Below are 21,800 nucleotides of genomic sequence, written 5' to 3' on the forward strand. Positions count from 1 at the left end.
CCCGTGACGCCGTCGCCGATGGGGGAGTTGTTGGAGTTGAACGCGCGGACGAACCAGTAGTAGTCACCGGCGTTCAGGAACTGCGAGGAGTCGTCGGTCCACGCGGGGAACGTCGGGCTGCCGCTGAGCGCGGAGACGAACGGGTTGCCCTGGGTGCCGACGAAGATCTTGTAGTAAGCCGCTCCCGGCATCGGCTCCCACCGCAGGGCCGGGAACCGGGTGGTCGAGGCTGACGGTGACGGCGCGAGAGGGGTGAGGGGAGCGGCAGCCGTGGTCGGCACCGTCCCGGTCAGGCTGAAGGTGCCCTGGGGGGGACAGCTCGATCGGGTTGCTGGTCCCGAAGGCGTCGTAGGCCTGCACGGTCCACGAGAAGGGACTGTTGGCGGGGTCGAGGCTCGTCGGGGTGTAGGACAGCGACTTGGTGTCGGCGACGACGGCCCCGCCGTTCCAGCTGATCGTGACCCGGTAGTGCTCGGCGTCGAGGAACGGCTTCCACCGGAGAGTGGGGATGTCCACGGACCCGCTCTTGGGCGAGATCACCTCGACGTGACCCGGGTTGTAGACGAACTTCGAGATCGCGGAGTAGACGCCCTGGATCTCGGACCCGGCGCCGTCGAGGGCCTTGACGCGCCAGTAGAGGACCTGGCCGGGGCCGGGCTGGCAGCCGATGGCTCCCGGTCCGTTCAGCGCGAACGGCACGAAGGTGGTCTGGGTCGTGAAGCAGGAGTCGTAGGTGCCGGGCGAGAAGTTCTGGTTCGGCCCGACGTCGAGGCGGTAGCGCGAGGCCAGGCGCGCCGGCGTCCACTGGTAGTAGAAGTCGTCCGGAACGGTGGGCGAGAGCGCGTTCGCCGGGTAGGTCAGCACCGGGACGGCGCCGGCCCCTTCCCAGGTGCGCTGGAAGTGGCGCACCGGGACCGTCGTCCAGTCCGGCGCCTTGTCGAACATCGACCGTGGCCGGACCTGCCACCAGTAGTCGTCGACGTCGTAGGTCTTCGGCGGGGAGAACCGCGTCCCGCGCAGGTTGCGCTGGTCGATGATCGTGTTGAACGAGTCGTCGGTGCTCACGCGGATGTCGTAGGTCATCGCGCCGGGGAGCGGGTTCCAGCCGAAGACGACCTGCTCGACCTGAGCGTCCGGCGCGGGGGACGTGACGGTGATCGCACCCAGCGTGCCGATGGTGTAGGACCGGGCCGCCGACGAGAACGTCGTCTGGCCGCTGCCGACCGTCGCCGTGACGCGCCAGCTGTAGGTCCCGACGTCCTGCTGGCTCCCCTCGGCCCAGACCATCGACGTGCCTCGTGTCCCGGCCGTCCGGCTGTCCACCCAGTCCGGCGTCGCGCCCTTGTCGACCTCGACGGTGTAGGAGGTGGCGCCGGCGACCGGGTTCCAGCGGAGCAGCGGGGCCTGGGAAGGCTGGGCCAGGGTGGCCCCGTCGTCAGGCGCCAGCAGGGTCGGGCCGGCCAGCTTGTTGCGGCTGAACGAGCCGTTCGCCCACCCACCGGTCTCGCCGTCCTTGCGCGCCCGGACCCGCCAGTACAGCTTCGTCATCGGCAGCTGCTCGGTCGGCGTGGCGTGGGTGTTGACCGTGCCCTGGTCGTAGACCGGACTGGAGTAGTCGCCGTTCGCGGAGACCTGGACGTCGTAGCTCGTCGCGCCCTTGACCGGCGACCACGAGAGCACCGGGTTGACGTCGGTCACGCCGCCCTGGGGCTGGAGACCGTCGGGGGTGCCGACCCCGGCCGCCTGGGCCGGCCCGCCGAGGGCCGTCGCGGTCCCGAGGACGAGGGCGATCAGCAGGACCAGCAGCGCTGCCCGGCGGGCGCGTGCGGGGTGGGGACGGACGGTCACGGAGCCTCCCGGGAAGTGGACCAGACGACGGTAAGCAGGACCGGGGAGGGCCGATCGACGAACGGGCACCCAATGGCCCGAACGGACTACCCGTCAGCGACGATCGGTCTCACCCGGGAGGGGCTGCGTGAGGATCAGTCGGAGTCGGACATCCAGCCCGGCGGCGGCGCCAGCAGCTGCACGTCCTCGCTGTCCTCGACGACGGTCCAGCCCTCGGAGTGGACCAGCGCGTAGCCGAGCGGCGTCTCGGGGTCCAGGAAGGCGTACGCCGGCTGCGCGTCACGGATCATGTCGTCCCAGCCGGGCTGGAGGTCGTTGATCTTGGACATCGTCTCGAGCTCGTGGGTCGTGTAGATGTCGCCGTACCCGCTGAACATGAAGTCGAGGTCGGGGTAGCGGTACATGAGGAAGCCGCCGAAGACCGACTCGTCCAGGATCCGCGTCCCGGCCGGCATCGAGGCGAAGGCGCCGTCGACCCACTCCGGCTGCGGGGGCGTGTGGTCGCTCGTGGTCGGCACCAGGAGAGCCAGTACGACGAGCGCGGTGACCGAGGAGCCGACGGCGAAGAGCCGCTCCCGCCGCCGCTGCCGGCGCACCGGGCCGACCACCCGCTGCAGCTGGGCGGCCGCCACCGGGACGAGCAGGGCGGCTGCCACGGGGACCGTGCGCGCGGAGTACACCGCGAAGCCGGCGGCGAGCCCGACCAGCAGGATCGTCGTCCAGTCCGCGCTGCGCTTGACCATCACCAGCACCGTGACCAGCAGGAGGAGCAGCAGCGCCAGGCAGTTCGGCATGGTGAAGTCGGGCGGCTTCCACTCCGAGAAGTACTGGCCCCGGGAGTTCACCAGGAGCACGGCCGGCAGCAGCTTGGCGCCCACGGGGGTCAGCAGCCCGCCGGCCAGCCCGGCGACGACCGGTACGGCGCCCAGGAGCAGGGCCCTGCGTCCCCGCACGACTCCGTCGAGGACCAGGCCGAGCACGGCCACGGCCGACACGATGACCCCGAGGGGCCACATGCCGTGGCACATCGCCCACACCCAGAGCAGAGGGACGAGCCACCAGGGCGAGCGCCGCGAGCCGGCGCGGACGGCGAGCCAGAGCGCCGTGACGAGCGTGGTGGCCAGGTAGCTGAGGACCTGCGGGCGCATCGAGATGCTCGGCGCGCAGGCCAGGAGCGCGACCACGACCAGCGGGGCGGTGACCACACGGTCGGCCCACCGCCGGGCGGCGAGGTAGAAGGTGAGGGCCAGGCCCACGAACTGCAACCCTGCGAGCCACGCGACGCCGGGCAGCCCGAACCACTGGTCGAACTGGGCCATGACCTCCTGCGGGAGCCACTGCGTCGGCACCCAGTCGGCGGTCGCCCACGACGTGACGTGACCGGGTGAGCGCAGCGACCAGCCCTCGAGGAACTCGCGGCCGAACCGGAGGTGGAAGAAGGTGTCGGGGTTCGACAGCGGCGCCGCGGCGGTCCGCACCATGACCACGAGGGTGGCCAGGAACATCGCGGCCGGCACGACCGTGCGGGCCACGAAGGTCACGGGACTGGTGCCCGTCTCGGGCGCTCGCGTGGTGGCGCCGGCGTCGGGTGGGCCGGGCGTGTCGGTGGGGATGGGGCCGGGGGCCGTGGTCGTCATGCCGCCTCCTGTCCCCAGCAGGCTAGGTGCGGAGGTGACCCCAGGTCCGCGGTTCCGGTCAGAACGGCCCGGACGGGCGGGGCCGCCGACGGGCGGCTACTCGATCCCGAGCGAGAACGCGGCCTCGAGGTCGATCTGGGAGTAGGCCCGGAAGGCGATGTGGGTCTCGGTCGACAGCACGCCGGGGACCTTGTTGACGCGGTCGGCGACGACGTCGGCGACGTCCTCGTGGGCCTTGACGCGGACCAGCACGATCAGGTCGATCTCGCCGGTGACCGAGTAGACCTCGCTGACGCCGTCGAGGGCGGCGATCGCCTCGGCCACCTCGGGGATGCGGGCCACCTCGGCCTTGACGAAGCTGATGGCGGTGATCACGGGCTGAGCCTAGCCACGTCGCTAGCGCGCCGGCTGGGCGACGGTGCCGAGGTCGCGGCGGTCGCGGAAGGGGACGAGCGAGCGGCGGGAGTGCTCGACGGCGTCGTGGACGGCGAGGTGGCGGCCGGCGCCGGCGACGGGGCAGGCCCACTCGCCGACGACGTCGACGAGGCGGACGCCGTCGGACTCCAGCCAGCGCAGCACCTTCTCGGACTCCTCGGCGGTGGCGGCGGGGACCGGGCCGAGGGCGGGGGAGAGGGGGAGATCGACGGTCTCGGCGGACAGGCGCAGCTCGTGGACGTACTGGTGGGCGTCGGCGCCGGGCGGGATGACGCCGGCGGCGGCGAGGCGGCCGTGGCGCACGACGTGCACCGACCAGCGTCCGTCGTCCTCGCGGCGGGTGGCGACGATCTCGGGGCAGCGGGAGAGGGCGGAGAGCCGCTGGGTGCGGGCGGCGGCGCGGACGAACGCCGCGAGGCGGTCGCGGTGGACGCCGGCCTCCTCGAAGCGCTCGTCGCCGGCCAGAGCCTCCATGCGCTGGTTGATGGCCTCGACGACCTCGTCGGGGCGCCGCACGAGCGTGTCCTGGAGCAGGCGCACGACCGAGGCGTACGTCGTGTGGTCGACGCTGCCGTCGCAGGGGGCGAGGCAGCGCCCCAGCTCGGCCAGGACGCACGGGCTGCGGGAGGGGACCTTGCCGAACCGGTCGCTGCACTGGCGGACGGGGAACGTGTCGTGGAGCGCGGCCAGGCACTTCTCGGCCGCCTTGCGGGAGGAAAAGGGGCCGAGGTAGTCGGCGTCGTCGGCCAGCACCTTGGTCACGAGGGAGAGTCGGGGCCAGGGCTCGCGGGTGAGCTTGACGAAGTGCATACGCTCGGGGAAGCGGGAGCGCCGGTTGTAGCGCGGTTTGTGCTCGGCGATGAGGCGCAGCTCGCGGACCTGGGCCTCGAGAGGCGTGCTGCAGACGATGCCCTCCACGGTCGTGGCCAGGCCGACCATCTCGCCCATCCGGGAGCGGGTCTCGGAGGCGGTGAAGTAGGTGCGGACGCGGGTGCGCAGGTCGCGGGAGGTGCCGACGTAGAGCACCCGGCGCGAGTCGTCGCAGAACAGGTAGACCCCGGGGGAGTGCGGCAGCCCCTCGGCCAGGTGGCGCTTGCGGCGCTGGGCGGTGGAGACCTTGGCCGAGAAGGTCTGGAGCTCCTCGAGGGTGTGCACGCCGAGGCCGCCGAGCCGCTCCATGAGCCCGTGGAGCACGTCGACGGTGGCGCGGGCGTCGGAGAGCGCCCGGTGGTTGGGCGTGGTGCCCGACCGGAAGACCCGGGCCAGCGAGGACAGCTTGCAGTTGGGCGCGTCGTCGCGGGTGATGACGCGGCGGGCCACCTTGGCGGTGTCGACGACCTCGAAGTTGGGCCACGGGCGGCCCTGCTCGTGGGCGAAGTGCTTGAGGAAGCCGACGTCGAACGGTGCGTTGTGGGCCACCAGCACCGAACCCGCGGCGAACTCCAGGAACGCCGGCAGCGCGGACTCGATCGGCGGGGCGTCGGCGACCATCGCGTTGCTGATGCCGGTGAGCACGGCGATGAACGGCGGGATCTGGGTCTGCGGGTTGACCAGGGTCTGGAACTCGCCCAGCACCTCGCCGCCGCGGACCTTGACCGCGCCGATCTCGGTGATCATCGAACCGTCCGCCGCCGATCCGCCGGTCGTCTCGAGGTCGACGACGACGAAGGTCAGGTCGCGCAGCGGGCGCCCCAGCTCGTCGAACGTGCGCTGGGACTCCCAGCGGGCGGTCGTCGTGCTCACGGTCCGGACGCTAGGCGGGAGCGCCGACACCGCGGCGGAGCACACGCCTGACTAGGCTGAAGACGATGTCATCGTTCGAGCAACCGCCACCGCCCCTGCCCCCGGGCCACCTGCGCGTCGTACCCCTGGGCGGCGTGGGTGAGATCGGCCGCAACATGACCGTGCTGGAGTACGGCGGCCGGCTGCTCGTCATCGACTGCGGGGTGCTGTTCCCGGAGGAGCACCAGCCGGGCGTGGACCTGGTGCTGCCGGACTTCACGTTCCTGCAGGACCGGTGGGACGACGTCGAGGCGGTGGTCCTCACCCACGGCCACGAGGACCACATCGGCGGCGTGCCGTACCTCATCCAGGCCGGCCTGCACGCGCCGATCGTCGGCTCGCGGTTCACCCTCGGGCTGCTCGACGCCAAGCTGACCGAGCGCCGGCTGGACTCCGACGAGGTCGAGGTGGCGGCCGGGCAGACGGTGCGGTTCGGTCCGTTCGCGTGCGAGTTCGTGGCCGTCAACCACTCGATCCCGGACGCGCTGGCCGTGGCGGTGACGACCGAGGCGGGCACGCTCTTCCACACCGGCGACTTCAAGGCGGACCCCACGCCGCTGGACGCCCGGCTGACCGACATGGGCGCGTTCTTCGAGCTCGGCAAGCGCGGGGTCGACCTGCTGCTGAGCGACTCGACGAACGCCGACGTGCCCGGCTTCGTGGCCACCGAGCGCGACATCGGGCCGGTCCTGGACCGGGTGATCGGCGAGGCGTCCGGGCGGGTGTTCGTGGTCTGCACCTCGAGCCACGTGCACCGCATCCAGCAGGTCCTGAACGCCGCGCGCAACCGCCAGCGGCACGTCGCCATCATCGGCCGCTCGATGATCCGCAACGCCGGGATCGCCAACGAGCTCGGCTACCTCTCGGTGCCGCCCGGGCTGGTGCTGACCGTCGACGAGGTCGACAAGCTGCCCGACGACGCCATGCTCGTGCTGTGCACCGGCTCGCAGGGCGAGCCCGAGGCGGCGCTGAGCCGGATGGCGCGGGGCCAGCACAAGGACTTCACGCTCAGCCAGGGCGACACGGTGATCTTCGCCAGCTCGCTGATCCCGGGCAACGAGAGCGCGGTGTACCGCCTCATCGACCGGCTCGCCTACAACGGGGTGGACGTCATCACCCGCCAGCAGGCGCCGATCCACGTCAGCGGGCACGCGGCGGCGGGCGAGCTGCTCACCGTCCTCAACGCGCTCAAGCCGCGCAACTTCATGCCGGTCCACGGCGAGGGCCGCCACCTGCGGGCGCACGCCAAGCTGGCCATGCGGGTCGGCGTACCCGAGGACCGGGTGCTCGTCGTCCGCGACGGCGCGGTCGTCGACCTCGGCGACGGCAAGGCGTCGGTGGTCGGTCAGGTGTCGGCGGGGTTCACCTACGTCGACGGCGGTGGGGTGGGCGACGTCGGCGAGGAGAGCCTGCGCGACCGGCTGATCCTGGGCGACGAGGGCTTCATCTCCGCGGTGGTCGTCGTCGACTCGCGCTCCGGCCGGGTCGTCGCGGGGCCGGAGATCTCGGCCCGCGGCTTCGCCGACGAGGAGGCGCCGCTCGACGACATCCGTCAGCGCGTCGCCGACGACATCGCCAACGCCCCGCTGGCCGAGCCGGTCGACGCCGACGAGCTGCGCCGGGTGATCCGGCGCTCCATCGGCTCGCAGGTGAGCCGGGTCCACCGGCGCCGCCCGATGATCCTGGTCTACGTCGTCGAGACCTGAGCACACGACGGACTTCTCCGTTCCCCTGAGGGCTGCGACAGTCTCGTCCGATACTCGCTCCATGGCCGTGAGCGAGACCACCGTCGCCGTCGCGCACCCGACGGTGGCGTCGTCGGGCCGCCGGCCGCTCGCGCTCCTCGTCGCCTTCGTGGTCGCCTGCCTCGCCGGGCTCCTGGCGGCAGTCCTGTGGGCGACCGACGGCCACTTCACCTACACGCTCGACGACCCCTACATCCACCTGGCGCTCGCTCAGCAGATCGCCGACGGGCACTACGGCATCAACCCCGGCGAGGCGTCCAGCCCGTCGTCCTCGATCCTGTGGCCGGTGCTGATGGCCGCCCTCGTGCCGCTCCCGTGGGGGGACGTCTGGCCGCTCGTCGTCAACGGGGTGTGCCTGGTCGCGACGGCGGTGGTCCTGCACGGCGCCCTGCGTCGCAGCGTGTCGGCGGGGGCGGCGGCGGTGGCGACCGGGCTGGTGCTCGTCGCGATGAACGGCGTGGGCGTCGTGTTCACGGGGCTCGAGAACTCCCCGCAGATCCTGCTCGCGGTGATCGTGACCGCGGGGGTGCTCGCGCTCGTGGACACACCGGCCGTGCTCCCGCGCTCCCTGGTCGCCGCCGTGGTCGTCGGTCCCCTCCTGCGCTACGAGCTCGCGGCCTTCTCGGTGGCCGCGGCCGTGGTGCTGTTCGCGCTCGGCCACCGCCGTGCCGCGGCGCTGGCCACCGGCACCTGGCTGGCCCTGGCGGCGTCGTTCTCGGGCTTCCTGGTGTGGTCGGGACTCGATCCCCTGCCCTCGTCCGTGCTGGTCAAGTCCGACACAGGTGCCGGCTCGCTGCCCGCGGCGATGGCCGACCAGGTGTCCATCGCCCTGTCTCAGCCCGGGTTCGTCGTCTGCGTCGTGGTGGTCGCGCTCAACGCCCTGCTCCGCAGGCGCTGGACGGTGCTGCACACCTTCGCCGGTGTCGTGCTGGTCGGACACGGGCTGGCCGGGCACTTCAACGGCCTCGGGCGGTACGAGCTGTACGTCTACCTCGGCCTCCTGCCCCTCCTGGTGCGCCTCGCCACCCAGTGGCGCAGCCGGGCGGCGCTCCCCGCGCTGGTGGCCGTCCTGGGGCTGAGTGCGCTGGTGGGGCAGACGCCGCTCTTCTTCAACACCCTGGCGACGCCGTCGGCCTCGCGGGACATCTGGTCGCAGCAGGCCCAGACGGCCGCCTTCGTCCGCGACGAGTGGCGCCGCCCCGTGGCGGTCAACGACCTCGGACTGGTCGCGTTCCGAGGTGGTCAGCCAGTCCTGGACCTCTGGGGGCTGGCCAGTGAGGACGCGCGGGTCGCCCGGCTGGACGGCGGTGATCCGGGCTGGATGGACGCGATCGTCCGGCGCAGCGGGGTCCGGCTCGTCGCGATCTACGCCGACTGGTTCGACGGGGAGATCCCCACGAGCTGGACGCTGGCCGGCCGGATCACCGGCGCCTCGCCGGTCTCGAGCTCGCACCAGACCGTCGACCTCTACGCTCCGGACCCGGCCGACGCGGACGAGATCTGCGCCGAGCTCCTCGACTTCCGCAGCCGCTCGGAGTCCCGGTGGACCAGGTTCGAGTGCGGTCCCGGTCAGGACGGTTGAGCGTCCGCTCCGGCCGGGTGAGACGGTGGACATCGTGGACCTCCCCGACGCGGTGCGCAGCCGTCTCGTGACGCTGGTCGCCGCCAGTCTCAGCGACGTCACGCCCCTGCCGCCCGCGCTCAAGCAGGTGGCGGGGTTCGCCCCCGCCCGTCGGGCCCGACTCGGGGCCGGCGCGATCGTGACCGAGCTCGAGCGCGACGACGAGCTGCGGGCCCGGGTGGCGACCCAGGTGGCCACGCGGGCCACCGGCGACGCGGCCGACGTCGCGGCGCTGGCCTGGCTGGAGCGCGGGGACGGCTGGGAGGACGCCGTACGCCGGGCCGCGGAGCGGCCCCGGGCCGAGGACGGTGCGCGCCAGGACCGTGAGCAGCGCCTGCGTGAGCGGGCCGAGGAGGCCGAGCGCGCGCTGCGCGAGCAGCGGCGGGCCCACCGCGAGGCGCTCGACGCGGTCAAGGCCGAGCTGGCCACGGTCCGCCGCACCCTCGGGGAGACCCGTTCGCGCGAGCGCACCGCACGCGAGGAGGCCGAGGCGGCGCGGGCCGCGGCCGAGGACGAGGCGGCCCGCCTGGACCGCGAGGTGCGGTCGCTGCGCAGCCAGGTCGCTCGGCTGGAGGAGCAGGCCGGCGAGCAGCGCCGGCGGACCCGCTCCGAGCGCGACGAGGTCACCCTCCGCGCGCGGATGCTGCTCGACACGCTCGGCGACGCCGTCGCGGGCCTGCGGCGCGAGCTGGCGCTGCCGCCGGTGAGCGGTACGCCGGGGGAGCGGGTCGAGGAGGCCTACGCGCCCGCGGCGCCCGAGCCGGCCCCGTCCGGGCCGACGGTGCAGGACGCGACCCGGCTGACGTCGTACCTCTCGATGCCGCGTTCGCGGCTCCTGGTCGACGGCTACAACGTGAGCAAGACCGTGTGGCCGACGCTGAGCCTCGAGGCGCAGCGCTCGCGCCTGCTGACCGTGCTGGGGGCGCTGGTCGCGCGCACGGGGGCCGAGACGACGGTGGTGTTCGACGGCGCGGACACCAAGGCACCGACCGCGCCCGCCCCGCGGGGGGTCCGGGTGGTCTTCAGCCCGGCCGGGGTGATCGCCGACGACGTGCTCCGCGAGCTGGTGGCGGCCGAGCCCGCCGGCCGGGTGGTCGTGGTGGTCACCGACGACCAGGCGCTGGGCGCCGACCTGCGCCGCGCGGGCGCCACCGTGGCGCAGGTCCGGGCGCTCGCGGGCTGACTGTCGGTGGCGCCTGTCACCGTTCTCGGCATGACGACGCGAATCGACTGCGACACCTGCGTGGTGCGCGGGCTGGCGTGCCACGACTGCGTGGTGACCGTGCTGCTGGGGCCGCCACCCGAGCTGACCATCGACGACGACGAGCGTCGCGCCCTGGACGTCCTGGCCGACGTCGGGCTCGTCCCGCCGTTGCGGCTCGTGCAGCCGGTGCACGGTCCGGACGTCGAGTCTGCTTGACGTCTTGTGACTGGTGTGGCTGCTGTGACGGGCGTGGCGCGATCCGCCGGAGTCGGGACGAAAAGACCCCGCACGCGCGGCGATCGGGTTTGGACGACCCCGCCTCCCACCTACTACGGTGCTGGCTCAGGTGTCCGTGGAAGTGGTCCAACCGGATCGCGCGGACACCGCGTCGAGCTCCGCCGAGTCTTCGGACGAGGTGGGGGCCGGGGAACCACTCGCCGTCGCCAGACGGCACCTGGGGTGAGTCCCCAGCGAGGGCGCCACGACCGCGAGGCCGGGGTGAGGGAGCTGGGGTAGGGCCACGTCGTGCCCGAACCCGTCAGCTCACCCGGTAGGCGTACGACACCCAAGGAGACCTCCGCCTCGTGCGTCACGGACGGAAGCGGCTGGCCGCAGCCTTTTCAGGACTTGCTCTGGCCGCCACGGTCGGCGTCGTGGGCTTCGCCCCCGCCACCCCCGCACAGGCCGAGCCCGACATCGACGACGTGCAGAAGCAGGTCGACACGCTCTACCACCAGGCCGAGCAGGCCTCGGAGCGCCTGAACGACGCCAAGATCGAGCTCACCGACCTGCGCGGCGACCTGGTCTCGCTCCAGGCCGACCAGCAGCGCCAGGACGCCCAGCTCGACGACGCCCGCGAGGACCTGCAGGACTCGATCGTCAGCCAGTACGAAGGCCAGCACCTCACCGCGCTCAGCTCCGTCACAGCCGCCGACGACGCGGGCTCCTTCGTCTCCAGCCTGTCGACCATGTCGGCGTACAACCAGCTCCAGGCGCAGCTCTTCGACTCCTTCACCACCCAGGCCAAGGCCCTCGACCTGCGCGCCCGCGCGACCGAGCAGCGCACCGCCGAGGTCCAGCAGAAGCAGGACGAGCTGGCGGCCGAGAAGAAGACGATCGACGAGAAGTACTCCGAGGCCAAGGACCTCCTCGACGACCTCAAGGCCGAGGAGCGCGAGCGGCTGCTCAGCCGCGGCTCGGTCGAGCTGCCGTCCGGGATCTCCGCGACCGGCGCCGCCAAGACCGCGATCTCCTACGCCATGGCCCAGGTCGGCAAGGCCTACGTCTACGGCGCCGCCGGCCCCAGCGCCTTCGACTGCTCCGGGCTGATGATGATGGCCTGGGCGCAGGCCGGGATCTCGCTGCCGCACTCCTCGAGCGCGCAGTACGGCGTCGGCCGGCACGTCGCGTCCGGTGACCTGCAGCCCGGCGACCTGGTCTTCTACTACTCACCGATCAGCCACGTCGCGATGTACATCGGCAACGGGCTCATCGTCGAGGCGGCCAACCCGAGCGCCGGCGTGCGCGTCTCGCCGGTCTTCTCGATGCCGTACGCCGGGGCCACCCGGCTGGTGGGCTGAGTCGTCGGCTGAGCTGCGGCTCCCACCCGGCTGACAGACTTCCGGGGTGACCGGACGCCGCCACTGGGTGCTCGGCGGCGCCCTGACGGCGCTCGTCCTGGCCGTCGCGCTGGTGACCTGGCTGCTGGTCCGCTCCGACCCGTACGTCGCGCAGCCTCGCGGCGACCGCGCCCCCGCCGCTGATCCGGCGGCCGCGGCCCACGCCCTGCGTGCCCTGCAGTCCGCCGTGGAGGACCGCGACACCGAGGCGGGCGCCGCGCTCGCCCCGACCTCGGACCCGGACGCCGCCGACCTGCTCACGGCGGTCGTCGGCAACGCCGACGCGCTCGACGTGCGGGACTTCAGCGCGCGCTACGTCGACGCGGTGGGCGGCGTCGACGGCGATGGGCGCTGGCAGGCGGCGGTGGACATGACCTGGCGCTTCGAGGGCTTCGACGCCGAGCCGGTGCACGAGGAGGTGCTGGTGTCCTTCAGCGCCGACGGCGACGGCGGGGGAGCGGGCATCGAGGCCTTCGGCGGCGGCGACCGGCGTTCGCCGTTGTGGCTGAGCGGCCCGCTGGAGGTGCGGCGCTCGGACCGGACGCTCGTCCTGGCCACGTCCGCGGCCGAGGCCGACCTGCTGAGCCAGCGGGCCGAGGCGGCCGTGCCCGTGGTCGACCGGGTCCTCCCGCAGTGGTCCGGCGGCCTCGTGGTCGAGGTGCCGCCCTCGGAGGAGGGACTCGACGCCGTGCTGGGCGCCGACCCGGACACCTACCAGGGGATCGCCGCCGTCACCGCGTCCGTGGACGGCACCGTGACGCCGGACGCACAGGTGCACGTGTTCGTGAACCCGACCGTGTACGACGGCCTCGACCCCGTCGGCGGCCAGGTCGTGCTCAGCCACGAGGCGACCCACGCGGCGACCGGCGCCCCGCTGACCACCGGGGTGCCGATGTGGCTGCTCGAGGGGTTCGCCGACTTCGTGGCGCTGCACGACGTGGACCTCCCCGTGAGCACGACCGCGGCGCAGATCATCGCCCAGGTCCGCCAGGACGACGTGCCGGACCAGCTGCCGGGGCAGGCCGAGTTCGACGCCACCGACTCGCATCTCGGTGCGGCGTACGAGAGTGCCTGGCTGGCCTGCGTGGTGCTGGCCGACGCGGGCGGCGACGATGCCCTGGTGCGGCTCTACGAGGACGTCTCGGCGGGGCGTGACCCCGAGGCACGGATGCGGTCGCTGTTCGGCTTCGGGTCGACCGGGCTGACCGAGCGCTGGCAGCAGCGGCTGCGGGCGCTGGCCGACGCATCGTCGGACGGCACATGACCGGCCGCCGAGTCGCCCTCCTGGTCGCGCTCGTCGGAGCCGTGGCCTTCGCCGTCCTCGCCGCGCTCCTGGTGCCGTGGGACCCGGTGCCCGGCGGTCCGCTGCACCCGCCGCCGGCCTCGGCGTACTTCACCGGCGCCGAGATCCGGCGCGCCGAGGACTACGCCTCGATCGCCCGGCTGTGGAGCTGGAGCTCCCTGGCGGTCTCGCTGCTCGTGGCGGGCGTGCTCGGCTTCACCCGCCTCGGCGCGCGGGCCGTGGACCGGGTCCGAGGACCCTGGTGGTGGCGCGTCGTCGTCGCCGTCGTGGGCCTGGCCCTGGTCGGGCGGGTCGTCACGCTGCCGTTCTCCGTGCTGCTGCGGCGACACGCGCTGGACGCCGGTCTGTCCAACCAGGCCTGGTCGGCGTACGCCGTGGACGTGGTCAAGGGCTTCGCGGTCGACGCGGTCGCCACGTCGCTCGGACTGCTCCTGGTCGTCGCGGTGGCCCGGCGCTGGCCGCGCGCCTGGCCCGCGGTCGCCGGGCTGCTCCTGGCCGGACTGGTGCTGGTCGGCTCGTTCGTCTACCCGCTCCTGGTCGAGCCCCTCTTCAACCGCTTCGAGCCCCTCCCCGCGGGCGACCTGCGGACCCAGGTCTTCGCGCTGGCCGACCAGGAGGGCGTGCAGATCGACGACGTCCTGGTCGCCGACGCCTCCCGGCGGACCACCACCCTCAACGCCTACGTGAGCGGCTTCGGGTCCTCGCGCCGGGTGGTCGTCTACGACAACCTGGTCGACGACGAGGACGAGCCCCTGGTCCTCTCGGTGGTCGCCCACGAGCTGGCCCACGCCGAGCACGACGACGTGCTGACCGGCTCGCTGCTCGGCGCCGCCGGCGCGCTCCTCGGCGTCGGCCTCCTCGGCCTGCTGCTGCGCGACGTGGCCGACCCGCGACGGGTGCCGCGCGTCCTCGCGCTGCTCGCGGTGGCCACGTTCCTCGCCAGTCCGCTGCAGAACGGGATCAGCCGCGAGATCGAGACCCGGGCCGACGCCGACGCGCTGCGCACCACGGGCGATCCCGCGTCGTTCATCGCGCTGCAGCAGGAGCTGGCGCGACGCTCCCTGGCCGATCCCACGCCGTACCGGGTCACCCAGTTCTGGTTCGGCAGCCACCCCACGGTGTTGCAGCGGATCGCCCTGGCCCAGCGCTTCGCCCAGGACGGCTGACCCCGGACGCGACACCGCCCCGGAGCCGAGGGCGCCGGGGCGGTGAGGTGGAGCTGGTCAGCTGCAGGAGCCCGCGGACCGGTCCGCGAAGATCGTCTTGCAGCTGTTCTGGAACATGCCCGTGGAGCCGCCGCCGAACGCGAAGATGGCGGCCGCGATGATCGCCGCGACACCGGCGATCATCAGTCCGTACTCGACAGCGCCGGCGCCTCGCTCGGAACGCCGGGCCCGGCGCGTGGGCCGGGGGAGCCGTTGGGTCAACGTGGACCTTCTTCCTGCGCTTGACCGGCGGGGTGCACCCGGCCGGATCCTGGACCGCCCGGGTCAAGCCGAAGGGCCCCACCGGCGCTGCGCGCAGCAGCCGGTGGAGCCCCCCGTGCCGAAGAACCGGTGCAGTGGACCTCGGGTCAGCTGCAGCTCTTGGTGGTCGCGGACGCGGTCACCTTCGAGCAGGTGTCGGTGAAGATGCCCTTGAGGCTGCCACCGAAGGCGAAGACGACGACGACGATGAGGGCGGCGATGCCGGCGATCAGCAGGCCGTACTCGACCGCGGAGGCGCCGCGCTCGGACATCTTGGCGGTGCGGGCGTTCAGCATGATGCGGAGGTAGTCGAGCATTGGAGGTTCTCCTTCAGGATGGGTCCCACGAGACGGGGCCGGGGGTGCCCCGGTGAGAACAATTCTGGTGAGCGCGGGACCCCTTCGAGGCCGAATCCGACGAGTCCAGCCGTGTGGTGGTTCGGGTAGTCATTTCGGACTATGCGAGGTCGCGCCGGTCGCGTCTGCCGCGGGCGCACGACGAGGCCCGCCGGCTCCCGGGAGGGGAGCCGACGGGCCGGTCGGAGGAGCGGAGGGTCAGGTGTCAGTTGTCCACGGGCCGCACGCTGGACAGCAGTCCGATGCGCATGGCCGTGACGAGCGCCTGGGCGCGGTTGGAGGCGCCGAGCTTCTGGTAGATCCGCGCGATGTGGGACTTGGCGGTCGACTCGCTGAGGTACAGCTTCTCGCCGATCTGGGCGGCGCCGAGGCCGTCGGCGAGCAGCAGGAGCACCTCGTGCTCGCGGTCCGAGAGCCGCGTGGACTCGGCGGCGCTGCGGCGCATCATGGCGCCGACCAGGCCGGTGCAGACGAACGAGCGGGGGGACACCGCGGCGTGGCGGGCGGCGCGGATGACCTCGCCGGAGGGGGCGTCCTTGCCGACGAAGCCGGAGGCGCCGGCCTGCATGGCCGCGAAGATCTGGTCGTCGCCGGAGTGCATGGTGAGCACGACCAGGCCGGTGGTGTTGCTGACCTTGCGGATCGAGCGGACGATGTCGAGGCCGGTGCCGTCCTGGAGCTGCAGGTCGGCGACCACGACGTCGGGCCGCAGCTCGTCGTAGGTGCGGAGGGCTTCGACGACCGAGCCGGCCTGGGCGACGATCGTCATGTCCTCCTCGAGGTCGAAGACGGCGGCGAGCCCGCTGCGGATGAGCTCGTGGTCGTCGACGAGGAGGACCGTGGTGGGGGTCGCGGTGCTCATGCGGTGACCTTCTCTTGGAGGGTGTCCGGGACGGGGGAGTCGGACGAGGCGTCGCCGGCGAGCCGCACGGTGACCGACAGGCCACCGGACGGGGTCTCGCCGATCTCGAGCGAGGCCCCGATGAGCAGGGCCCGCTCCTTCATGATGTGCAGCCCGTGCGACGTCGACCGGGCGGTCTGGAGGCCGCGGCCGTTGTCGGAGACCGTGATGAGGGCCTCCGGGGCGTGCACGACGCAGTGGACGTTGATCGCGGAGGCCTGCGCGTGGCGGACCGCGTTGTTCATCGCCTCCTGGGCGATGCGGAACAGCTCGGCCTCGACCTCGCCGCGCAGGCGCTGGGTGTGCTCGTCGAGGGTGACGTGGATCGGTACGCCGGACACCTCGGAGAGGTTGCGGGCGATGGAGCCGATGGCGGTGCCGAGGCTCTCGCTCTGGCCCACGCTGGTGCGCAGGGTGACCACGGACCGGCGGATCTCGGCGACGACCGCGGAGATCCGGTCGCGCAGCATGTCGATCCGCTCGGCCTGCTCGGGCGAGGTGATCCCGACCCGCAGGGTGTCGACCAGGTAGCCGAGCGAGGCGATGTCCTGGGCGACGCCGTCGTGCATCTCGCGGGAGAGGCGCCGCCGCTCCTCGGCGGTGGCCGCGTCGCGGAACGCCGCGAAGAGCAGTGCGGTGTCCAGGTGGACGGCGCTGGGACCGAGGCGTCGCATCAGCTTGCGGATCCGGTCCTCGACGCCGATGCGCGCCGGGTCGACGCGCGAGGAGAGCACGCCGGCCACGATCGCCGTGGTGCCGGCCTCGGTGTTGAGCGGGAAGGCGAAGACGTGGTCGTGCAGCACGGGCAGCCCGACCGCCCACGCCTCGACGGCGATGTCCTCGCACTCGTTGATGTTCACCTGGGCCCCCATGGCCTTGGTGACGAGAGGAGTGAGGGTGTCGCCGCGCGGGACGCTGATGACCAGCGCAGAGGTCGGCAGGTCGTCGCGGACGGCGCTCAGGATCGCGCCGCCGAGGGCCACCGGGTCCAGGCCGTTGTCCAGGCCGCCGGAGATGTCGATGAGCTGCCGGATCAGCCCCTGCGCGTAGTGGTACGGCGCCAGCGGGTCGGGCTTCTCGTTCAGCGCGGAGTGCAGGAAGGTGCCGACCAGGCCGAGGCCGAGGCCGGTCATGCTCCAGCTGAACGCGCCGAAGCCCTGCTGGGTGCTCAGCCCGTCGTAGGAGACGAAGGAGAGGACCACGACCGCGGTCAGCTCGGCCGAGAGCCCGAGGGCCACGCCCTGCAGGGAGCGGTAGAGACCCGCGGTGAACGGCGGCACGGCGAGCGCACCCAGCACGGCCAGCGAGCTGTGCAGGGTGAAGCCGCAGACCGCGCCGACCATGGCCGCCTCGACGGTGATGAGCACCATCACCGGCAGGCGCTGGCGCCAGTCGGCCAGCGTGGTCAGCGTCCAGACGACGCCGATGACGATGAGGGCGACCAGGGCCGCGGCGTCCTGCGCCCACAGCACCGGTCCGAGGAGCGCGATCAGCACGAACGCCCGCGCCGCAGCGGCGAGGCGGACGTGCTGGCGTTCGCGGACCCTCATCACTCGGCGCTCACTTCTTGCTGAAGCTGTCCATGATGCTGAGCACGGCCGGTCCCATGACCGCGATGAACAGGGTCGGCAGGATGCAGAAGATCAGCGGGATCGTGATCTTCACCGGGACCTGCTGCGCCTTCTCCTCGGCCCGCTGGCGCCTCTTGACGCGCATCTCGGCTGACTGTACGCGCAGCACCTGCGCGATGGGGATGCCGAAGGAGTCCGCCTGGACCATCGAGCCGACGAAGGAGCGCAGGTCCGCCACGTCGGCACGCTCGCCCATGGCGCGCAGGGCGTCGGCGCGACCCTGGCCGATCTGCATCTCGCGCAGCACGCGGGAGAACTCCTCGGCGAGCGGGCCCTCGGTGTTGCGGGCGACCTGCTGCACGGCGGCGTCGAAGCCGAGACCGGACTCCACGCTGATGGTCAGCAGGTCGATCGCGTCGGGCAGCTCCTTCTGCAGCTTCTCGGCGCGGTCGTGGGCCTTCTGGTAGAGGTACATGTTCGGGGCGAAGAAGCCTGCGAGGGCGCCGCCCACGATGACCAGGATCTTGACCGTCGGCGACTCGAGCATCAGCGAGAACACGATGCCGAGGAACAGGCCCACCACGGCGCCGATGACCTTGCCGGACAGGACCCGGTCGACGGTCCACCCGGCCGGGTTGCCGGCGAGGTCGAGCTTGCGCCGGATCCGGTCGGAGGTGTCGGCGCCGGAGATCCGGCGGCCGATCCTCGTGGCCCGCGCCTGGAGGGGGGCGAGCACCCGCTCGGCGAAGGGCTTGTCGAGCTCCCGCGTCATCTCCTTGGGAGCGTTGGTCATGGCCTCGAGCACCGCGAGGGAGCGGTTGACCCCGCCTCCCTCGGCGCTGCTGGACAGCGCCGAGCCGACCAGCACGATGGCCAGCAGCACGAGGGCGACGCCCAGCACGAAGAGAAGGGTCACCTCAGACCTCCACCTTGACCAGTCGGCTCATCCAGAAGACCCCGACACCGAGGATGGTCGCGGCGCCCGCGAGCATCGCCCAGCCCAGAGGCTCCTGGAACATGACGATCACGTAGTCGTAGTTCGTCAACAGAAGGTAGATCATGAACAGCGGCGGGAGGCCGCCCAACACCCAGGCGGAGAGCTTTCCTTCCGCGGCCAGGGCGGCCACCTGACGGCGCACGTACTCCCGCTCGCGCATGGTCGCGGCCACGGTGTCGAGCAGCTCGGCCAGGTTGCCGCCGACCTGACGCTGGATCTTGATGGCCATGACGACCCACTCGAAGTCCTTGCTGTCGAAGCGCTCGCCCACGCCCTCGAGCGCGTCCTCGAGGGTCACGCCGAGCCGGGTCTCGACCAGCACCCGGCGGAACTCCGAGGCGATCGGCTCGGCGCCCTCACGCACGATGGTGTCGATGGACTGGGCCAGCGAGAGGCCCGCGGCGAGGGAGCCGGACATCAGCTGGAGGGTGTCGGGCAGGCTCGCGTTGAAGGCCTTGCGCCGGCGCGAGCGCCGGAAGCCGAGGTAGAACCACGGACCCACGGCGCCGAGCACGATGAAGAGGAAGCCGAAGATCAGGTTGCCGCCGCCGAGGAACAGCCCGAGCAGGCCGGACAGGAAGAAGATCGCGCCGTGCACGAGCAGCCACTCCGACGACTTCAGCTCGGAGCCGGCCGCCTGGAGGCGGGCGCTGATCCGCGCGTCGAGGTCCTCGTTGCGGCGCAGGACGTTGGCGGCCGTCTCCTTGGCCGCGGCGAAGGTGACGTCGGTGTCGCCGAGCAGGCCGCCCCCGCCGTCGCCCGCGGCGGCGCCCTGGCCCTGGGTGTAGCGGGTCACCCGGTCCTCGGCGCTGAGCTTCGGCTGCTTGCGCGGGGCGAGCAGGACGACGGCCAGCACCAGGCCGAGGGCGAGCGCGACCGGGCCGGCGTACAGCGCCCAGGACGGCGGGGTCCAGGCGGTCTCGCGGACCAGCGGCGCGGCGCCGGGCACCACGCTGGAGAAGGCCTCCGCGGTCACCGAGCCGGCCGAGGTGGCCAGCGTGACCTTGAGCTGGGCCTCGCTCTTGGCGAAGCCGGACGGCAGCGTCGCCGTGACGAGGACCTGGCGGGCCAGGACGTCGGCCTCCGCGGCGAACGCCGCCTGCAGCGCGGCCGGGTCGGAGGAGATGACCTGGCCGTCACCGGCGGTGGCCAGCTGCTGGAGGGCGTCGAGTGCCTTGCCGTCCTGGTCGAGGGCGACGACGTCGGTGAGGACCTCGCCGTCCTTGATGGCCTGGGTGGCGTCGTCGATCGGCGTCGTGCTGGTGTCCGCGCCGTCGGAGAGCACCAGCAGGCTGCGCTGACCGTCGGTGCCGGCCTCGGAGACGGCCTGGACGACGCCGTCGTAGAGGCGCGTCTGCTTGCTGAGGGTCAGGCCGCTGAGCGCGGCCTGCGCCGCCCCGCGGTCGGTCGTCGGCTCGAGGACGGTCGTGACGTCGCCCGCGAAGGTCACGATGCCGACGAAGACGTCGGCCGGGACGCTGGTGAGGAACTCCTGGGCGGCGACCTTGGCGGCGTCGAACCGGCTGCCCTTCATCGACATGCTGGTGTCGATCGCGAGCACCGCCGTACGACGCACGGTGTTGTCCTCGCCGGCCGGCTCGGCCGTCGCGGCGGCCTGCTGGCCGTCGACGGTGACCGTCACCTTGTCCAGGTCGACGTCGGCGTCGGCCGGGACCGAGACCAGCAGCTGGACCGAGCCCGGCTTGGTCTCGACGTGGCTGATGGAGGCGTCGGCGGCGAACGCGGCGGTCGGCGCCAGGCCCAGGCCGGCGGCCAGGAGACCGGCGGCGACGCGGGTCAGGGTGCGGAGGGCCATCAGCGCTCCGGGGCGAAGATGAGGGGGTCCACGGTCACGTTGGCGTAGGCCATCTTCTCGAGGAACTTCGGGCGGAGACCGGTCGCGGCCAGGCGACCCAGGGTGCGGCCGTCGGAGTCGAAGCCGCGGCTGCCGTCCCACAGGAAGATGTCCTGGAGGGTGATGATGTCGCCCTCCATCTTCTCCACCTCGGTGACGTGGGTGATGCGGCGCGTGCCGTCCTTGAAGCGGGTCTGGTGCACGATCAGGTCGACGGCGGAGGCGACCTGCTCGCGGATGGCGCGGACCGGCAGGTCCATGCCGGCCATGAGGACCAGCGTCTCCATGCGGGCCAGGGTGTCGCGGGGACCGTTGGAGTGCAGGGTGGTGATCGAGCCGTCGTGGCCGGTGTTCATCGCCTGCAGCATGTCGAGCGCGGAGGCGTCGCGGACCTCACCGACGACGATGCGGTCGGGCCGCATGCGCAGGCTGTTCTTCACCAGGTCTCGGATGGTGACCGAGCCCTTGCCCTCGATGTTGGCCGGACGCGACTCGAGCCGGACGACGTGGTCCTGCTTGAGCTGGAGCTCGGCGGCGTCCTCGATGGTCACGATGCGCTCGTCGTTCGGGATGAACGACGAGAGGACGTTCAGCGTCGTCGTCTTGCCGGCGCCGGTGCTGCCGGAGACGATGATGTTGAGCCGGCCGCGGACGCAGGCGTCGAGGAACTCCGCGGTGCGGGGGCTGAGCGAGCCGAAGTCGATGAGGTTCTGCACGGTCAGCGGGTCGGCGGCGAACTTGCGGATGGTCAGCGCCGAGCCGTCCACCGCCAGCGGCGGCACGACCGCGTTGACGCGGCTGCCGTCGGGGAGGCGGGCGTCGACCATCGGGCTGGACTCGTCGACGCGGCGACCGATGCGGGACACGATCTTGTCGATGGTCCGGCGCAGGTGCGCCTCGTCGCTGAACTGCGCGGGCGCCGGCGTCAGGCGGCCCGACTTCTCCAGCCAGATGCTGGCGTAGCCGTTGACCATGATCTCGGAGACGTCCGGGTCGCGCAGGTAGGGCTCGATCGGCCCGTAGCCCAGGATGTCGTCGCTGATCTCCTGGGTGACCCGGGTGCGGTCGCTGTTGCTGAGCGGCCGGTCCTGGGAGCCGAGCACGTCGGCGAGGATCTTGCGGACCTCGTTGTCGAGCTCGTTCTGGTCCATCTCCGAGTCGTAGAGCCGCGGGCCCATCTGCTGCAGCAGCTGGACGTGGACGCTGCTCTTGAGCTCCTCGATGCGGTCCTGCTGCTGCGCGTTGGCGCGGGCCGCCCGCGGCGCCTCGGGCGCGACGGGCTTGGGGGCCGGGGGAGGCGTCGGTGCGGCCACGGCGGTCGTGTCCGCACGCCGCTTGCCGCCGCCGCCGGCGGGGGCGGGCTCCGCGCCGGCGGGCACGAGCTCGTCGTCGGGGATCTCGTCGGTGAGGGAGTCGCCGCGCGCCTCGCGGGCGGCGGCCAGACGGTCGGCAAGGCTCAT

At 72.5% G+C, this 21,800-nt stretch carries 18 protein-coding genes and 1 riboswitch; of the genes, 7 read left to right on the plus strand and 11 right to left on the minus strand.

Annotated features, from left to right (window positions below):
- Positions 1 to 63: 63 nt before the first annotated feature.
- From G5V58_RS25895 to G5V58_RS06820, 4 genes are all read right to left on the minus strand, one after another.
- Positions 64 to 1,848 carry a fibronectin type III domain-containing protein gene (locus tag G5V58_RS25895; protein ID WP_230487141.1) on the minus strand — a complete coding sequence of 595 codons (1,785 nt, stop codon included), beginning with the start codon at positions 1,846 to 1,848 and terminating at the stop codon, positions 64 to 66.
- 134 nt (positions 1,849 to 1,982) lie between these two features.
- A complete protein-coding gene (locus G5V58_RS06810) occupies positions 1,983 to 3,485 on the minus strand; it encodes a hypothetical protein (RefSeq protein WP_165230212.1) in 1,503 nt (500 codons plus the stop codon).
- A 96-nt stretch (positions 3,486 to 3,581) separates the two neighbouring features.
- Positions 3,582 to 3,860, minus strand: coding sequence for an Lrp/AsnC family transcriptional regulator (locus G5V58_RS06815; protein WP_165230214.1), 279 nt, complete (start codon positions 3,858 to 3,860; stop codon positions 3,582 to 3,584).
- 21 nt (positions 3,861 to 3,881) lie between these two features.
- Positions 3,882 to 5,663 (minus strand): DEDD exonuclease domain-containing protein, encoded by a 1,782-nt coding sequence (locus G5V58_RS06820; RefSeq protein WP_230487142.1) that lies wholly within the window; start codon positions 5,661 to 5,663, stop codon positions 3,882 to 3,884.
- 65 nt (positions 5,664 to 5,728) lie between these two features.
- Here G5V58_RS06820 and G5V58_RS06825 point away from each other — a divergent pair, with 65 nt between their 5' ends.
- From G5V58_RS06825 to G5V58_RS06855, 7 genes are all read left to right on the plus strand, one after another.
- Positions 5,729 to 7,408 carry a ribonuclease J gene (locus G5V58_RS06825; RefSeq protein WP_165230218.1) on the plus strand — a complete coding sequence of 560 codons (1,680 nt, stop codon included), beginning with the start codon at positions 5,729 to 5,731 and terminating at the stop codon, positions 7,406 to 7,408.
- Between the two features lie 61 nt (positions 7,409 to 7,469).
- Positions 7,470 to 9,029 carry a GumC domain-containing protein gene (locus tag G5V58_RS06830; RefSeq protein WP_165230221.1) on the plus strand — a complete coding sequence of 520 codons (1,560 nt, stop codon included), beginning with the start codon at positions 7,470 to 7,472 and terminating at the stop codon, positions 9,027 to 9,029.
- Positions 9,030 to 9,063: 34 nt separating this feature from the next.
- Positions 9,064 to 10,251 (plus strand): NYN domain-containing protein, encoded by a 1,188-nt coding sequence (locus G5V58_RS06835; protein ID WP_165230224.1) that lies wholly within the window; start codon positions 9,064 to 9,066, stop codon positions 10,249 to 10,251.
- A 30-nt stretch (positions 10,252 to 10,281) separates the two neighbouring features.
- Positions 10,282 to 10,488, plus strand: coding sequence for a hypothetical protein (locus G5V58_RS06840; protein WP_165230227.1), 207 nt, complete (start codon positions 10,282 to 10,284; stop codon positions 10,486 to 10,488).
- A gap of 170 nt (positions 10,489 to 10,658) precedes the next feature.
- Positions 10,659 to 10,844: riboswitch (cyclic di-AMP (ydaO/yuaA leader) on the plus strand.
- Between the two features lie 81 nt (positions 10,845 to 10,925).
- On the plus strand, positions 10,926 to 11,852 hold the full coding sequence (locus G5V58_RS06845) for a C40 family peptidase (RefSeq protein ID WP_230487143.1): 927 nt from the start codon (positions 10,926 to 10,928) through the stop codon (positions 11,850 to 11,852).
- A 46-nt stretch (positions 11,853 to 11,898) separates the two neighbouring features.
- Positions 11,899 to 13,155 carry a hypothetical protein gene (locus tag G5V58_RS06850; protein ID WP_165230233.1) on the plus strand — a complete coding sequence of 419 codons (1,257 nt, stop codon included), beginning with the start codon at positions 11,899 to 11,901 and terminating at the stop codon, positions 13,153 to 13,155.
- Positions 13,152 to 14,360, plus strand: a complete 1,209-nt coding sequence (locus G5V58_RS06855) for a M48 family metalloprotease (RefSeq protein WP_165230236.1) — start codon at positions 13,152 to 13,154, stop codon at positions 14,358 to 14,360. The genes G5V58_RS06850 and G5V58_RS06855 overlap by 4 nt, the downstream gene beginning before the upstream one ends.
- A gap of 57 nt (positions 14,361 to 14,417) precedes the next feature.
- Here G5V58_RS06855 and G5V58_RS26350 read toward each other — a convergent pair whose 3' ends face one another.
- The 7 genes from G5V58_RS26350 to G5V58_RS06890 all read right to left on the minus strand — a co-directional run bounded on the left by G5V58_RS26350 (position 14,418) and on the right by G5V58_RS06890 (position 21,800).
- Positions 14,418 to 14,543, minus strand: a complete 126-nt coding sequence (locus G5V58_RS26350) for a hypothetical protein (protein ID WP_268991263.1) — start codon at positions 14,541 to 14,543, stop codon at positions 14,418 to 14,420.
- 224 nt (positions 14,544 to 14,767) lie between these two features.
- Positions 14,768 to 14,977: a Flp family type IVb pilin gene (locus G5V58_RS06865; RefSeq protein ID WP_165230242.1), complete on the minus strand. Its 210-nt coding sequence runs from the start codon at positions 14,975 to 14,977 to the stop codon at positions 14,768 to 14,770.
- A 244-nt stretch (positions 14,978 to 15,221) separates the two neighbouring features.
- Positions 15,222 to 15,878 carry a response regulator transcription factor gene (locus G5V58_RS06870; RefSeq protein ID WP_165230245.1) on the minus strand — a complete coding sequence of 219 codons (657 nt, stop codon included), beginning with the start codon at positions 15,876 to 15,878 and terminating at the stop codon, positions 15,222 to 15,224.
- Positions 15,875 to 17,467, minus strand: a complete 1,593-nt coding sequence (locus tag G5V58_RS06875) for a sensor histidine kinase (RefSeq protein WP_165230248.1) — start codon at positions 17,465 to 17,467, stop codon at positions 15,875 to 15,877. Before G5V58_RS06875 ends, G5V58_RS06870 begins: the two co-directional genes overlap by 4 nt.
- A gap of 10 nt (positions 17,468 to 17,477) precedes the next feature.
- The gene (locus G5V58_RS06880) at positions 17,478 to 18,404 is read right to left on the minus strand and encodes a type II secretion system F family protein (RefSeq protein ID WP_165230251.1); all 927 of its coding nucleotides are present in this window, start codon (positions 18,402 to 18,404) and stop codon (positions 17,478 to 17,480) included.
- Between the two features lies 1 nt (position 18,405).
- Entirely contained in the window at positions 18,406 to 20,301 is a 1,896-nt protein-coding gene (locus tag G5V58_RS06885; protein ID WP_165230254.1) for a type II secretion system F family protein, read from the minus strand.
- Positions 20,301 to 21,800 (minus strand): CpaF family protein, encoded by a 1,500-nt coding sequence (locus G5V58_RS06890; RefSeq protein ID WP_165230257.1) that lies wholly within the window; start codon positions 21,798 to 21,800, stop codon positions 20,301 to 20,303. Before G5V58_RS06890 ends, G5V58_RS06885 begins: the two co-directional genes overlap by 1 nt.

Source organism: Nocardioides anomalus (assembly GCF_011046535.1).
Lineage (GTDB): Bacteria > Actinomycetota > Actinomycetes > Propionibacteriales > Nocardioidaceae > Nocardioides > Nocardioides anomalus.

Bases quoted from the DNA above. Each gene is read 5' to 3' on its own strand.
- G5V58_RS06825 (WP_165230218.1), top strand. From the start codon at position 5,729: ATGTCATCGTTCGAGCAACCGCCACCGCCCCTGCCCCCGGGCCACCTG.
- G5V58_RS06890 (WP_165230257.1), bottom strand. From the start codon at position 21,800: ATGAGCCTTGCCGACCGTCTGGCCGCCGCCCGCGAGGCGCGCGGCGAC.
- G5V58_RS06830 (WP_165230221.1), top strand. From the start codon at position 7,470: ATGGCCGTGAGCGAGACCACCGTCGCCGTCGCGCACCCGACGGTGGCG.
- G5V58_RS06810 (WP_165230212.1), bottom strand. From the start codon at position 3,485: ATGACGACCACGGCCCCCGGCCCCATCCCCACCGACACGCCCGGCCCA.
- G5V58_RS06855 (WP_165230236.1), top strand. From the start codon at position 13,152: ATGACCGGCCGCCGAGTCGCCCTCCTGGTCGCGCTCGTCGGAGCCGTG.
- G5V58_RS06875 (WP_165230248.1), bottom strand. From the start codon at position 17,467: ATGAGGGTCCGCGAACGCCAGCACGTCCGCCTCGCCGCTGCGGCGCGG.
- G5V58_RS06885 (WP_165230254.1), bottom strand. From the start codon at position 20,301: ATGGCCCTCCGCACCCTGACCCGCGTCGCCGCCGGTCTCCTGGCCGCC.
- G5V58_RS06865 (WP_165230242.1), bottom strand. From the start codon at position 14,977: ATGCTCGACTACCTCCGCATCATGCTGAACGCCCGCACCGCCAAGATG.
- G5V58_RS06840 (WP_165230227.1), top strand. From the start codon at position 10,282: ATGACGACGCGAATCGACTGCGACACCTGCGTGGTGCGCGGGCTGGCG.
- G5V58_RS26350 (WP_268991263.1), bottom strand. From the start codon at position 14,543: ATGATCGCCGGTGTCGCGGCGATCATCGCGGCCGCCATCTTCGCGTTC.
- G5V58_RS06870 (WP_165230245.1), bottom strand. From the start codon at position 15,878: ATGAGCACCGCGACCCCCACCACGGTCCTCCTCGTCGACGACCACGAG.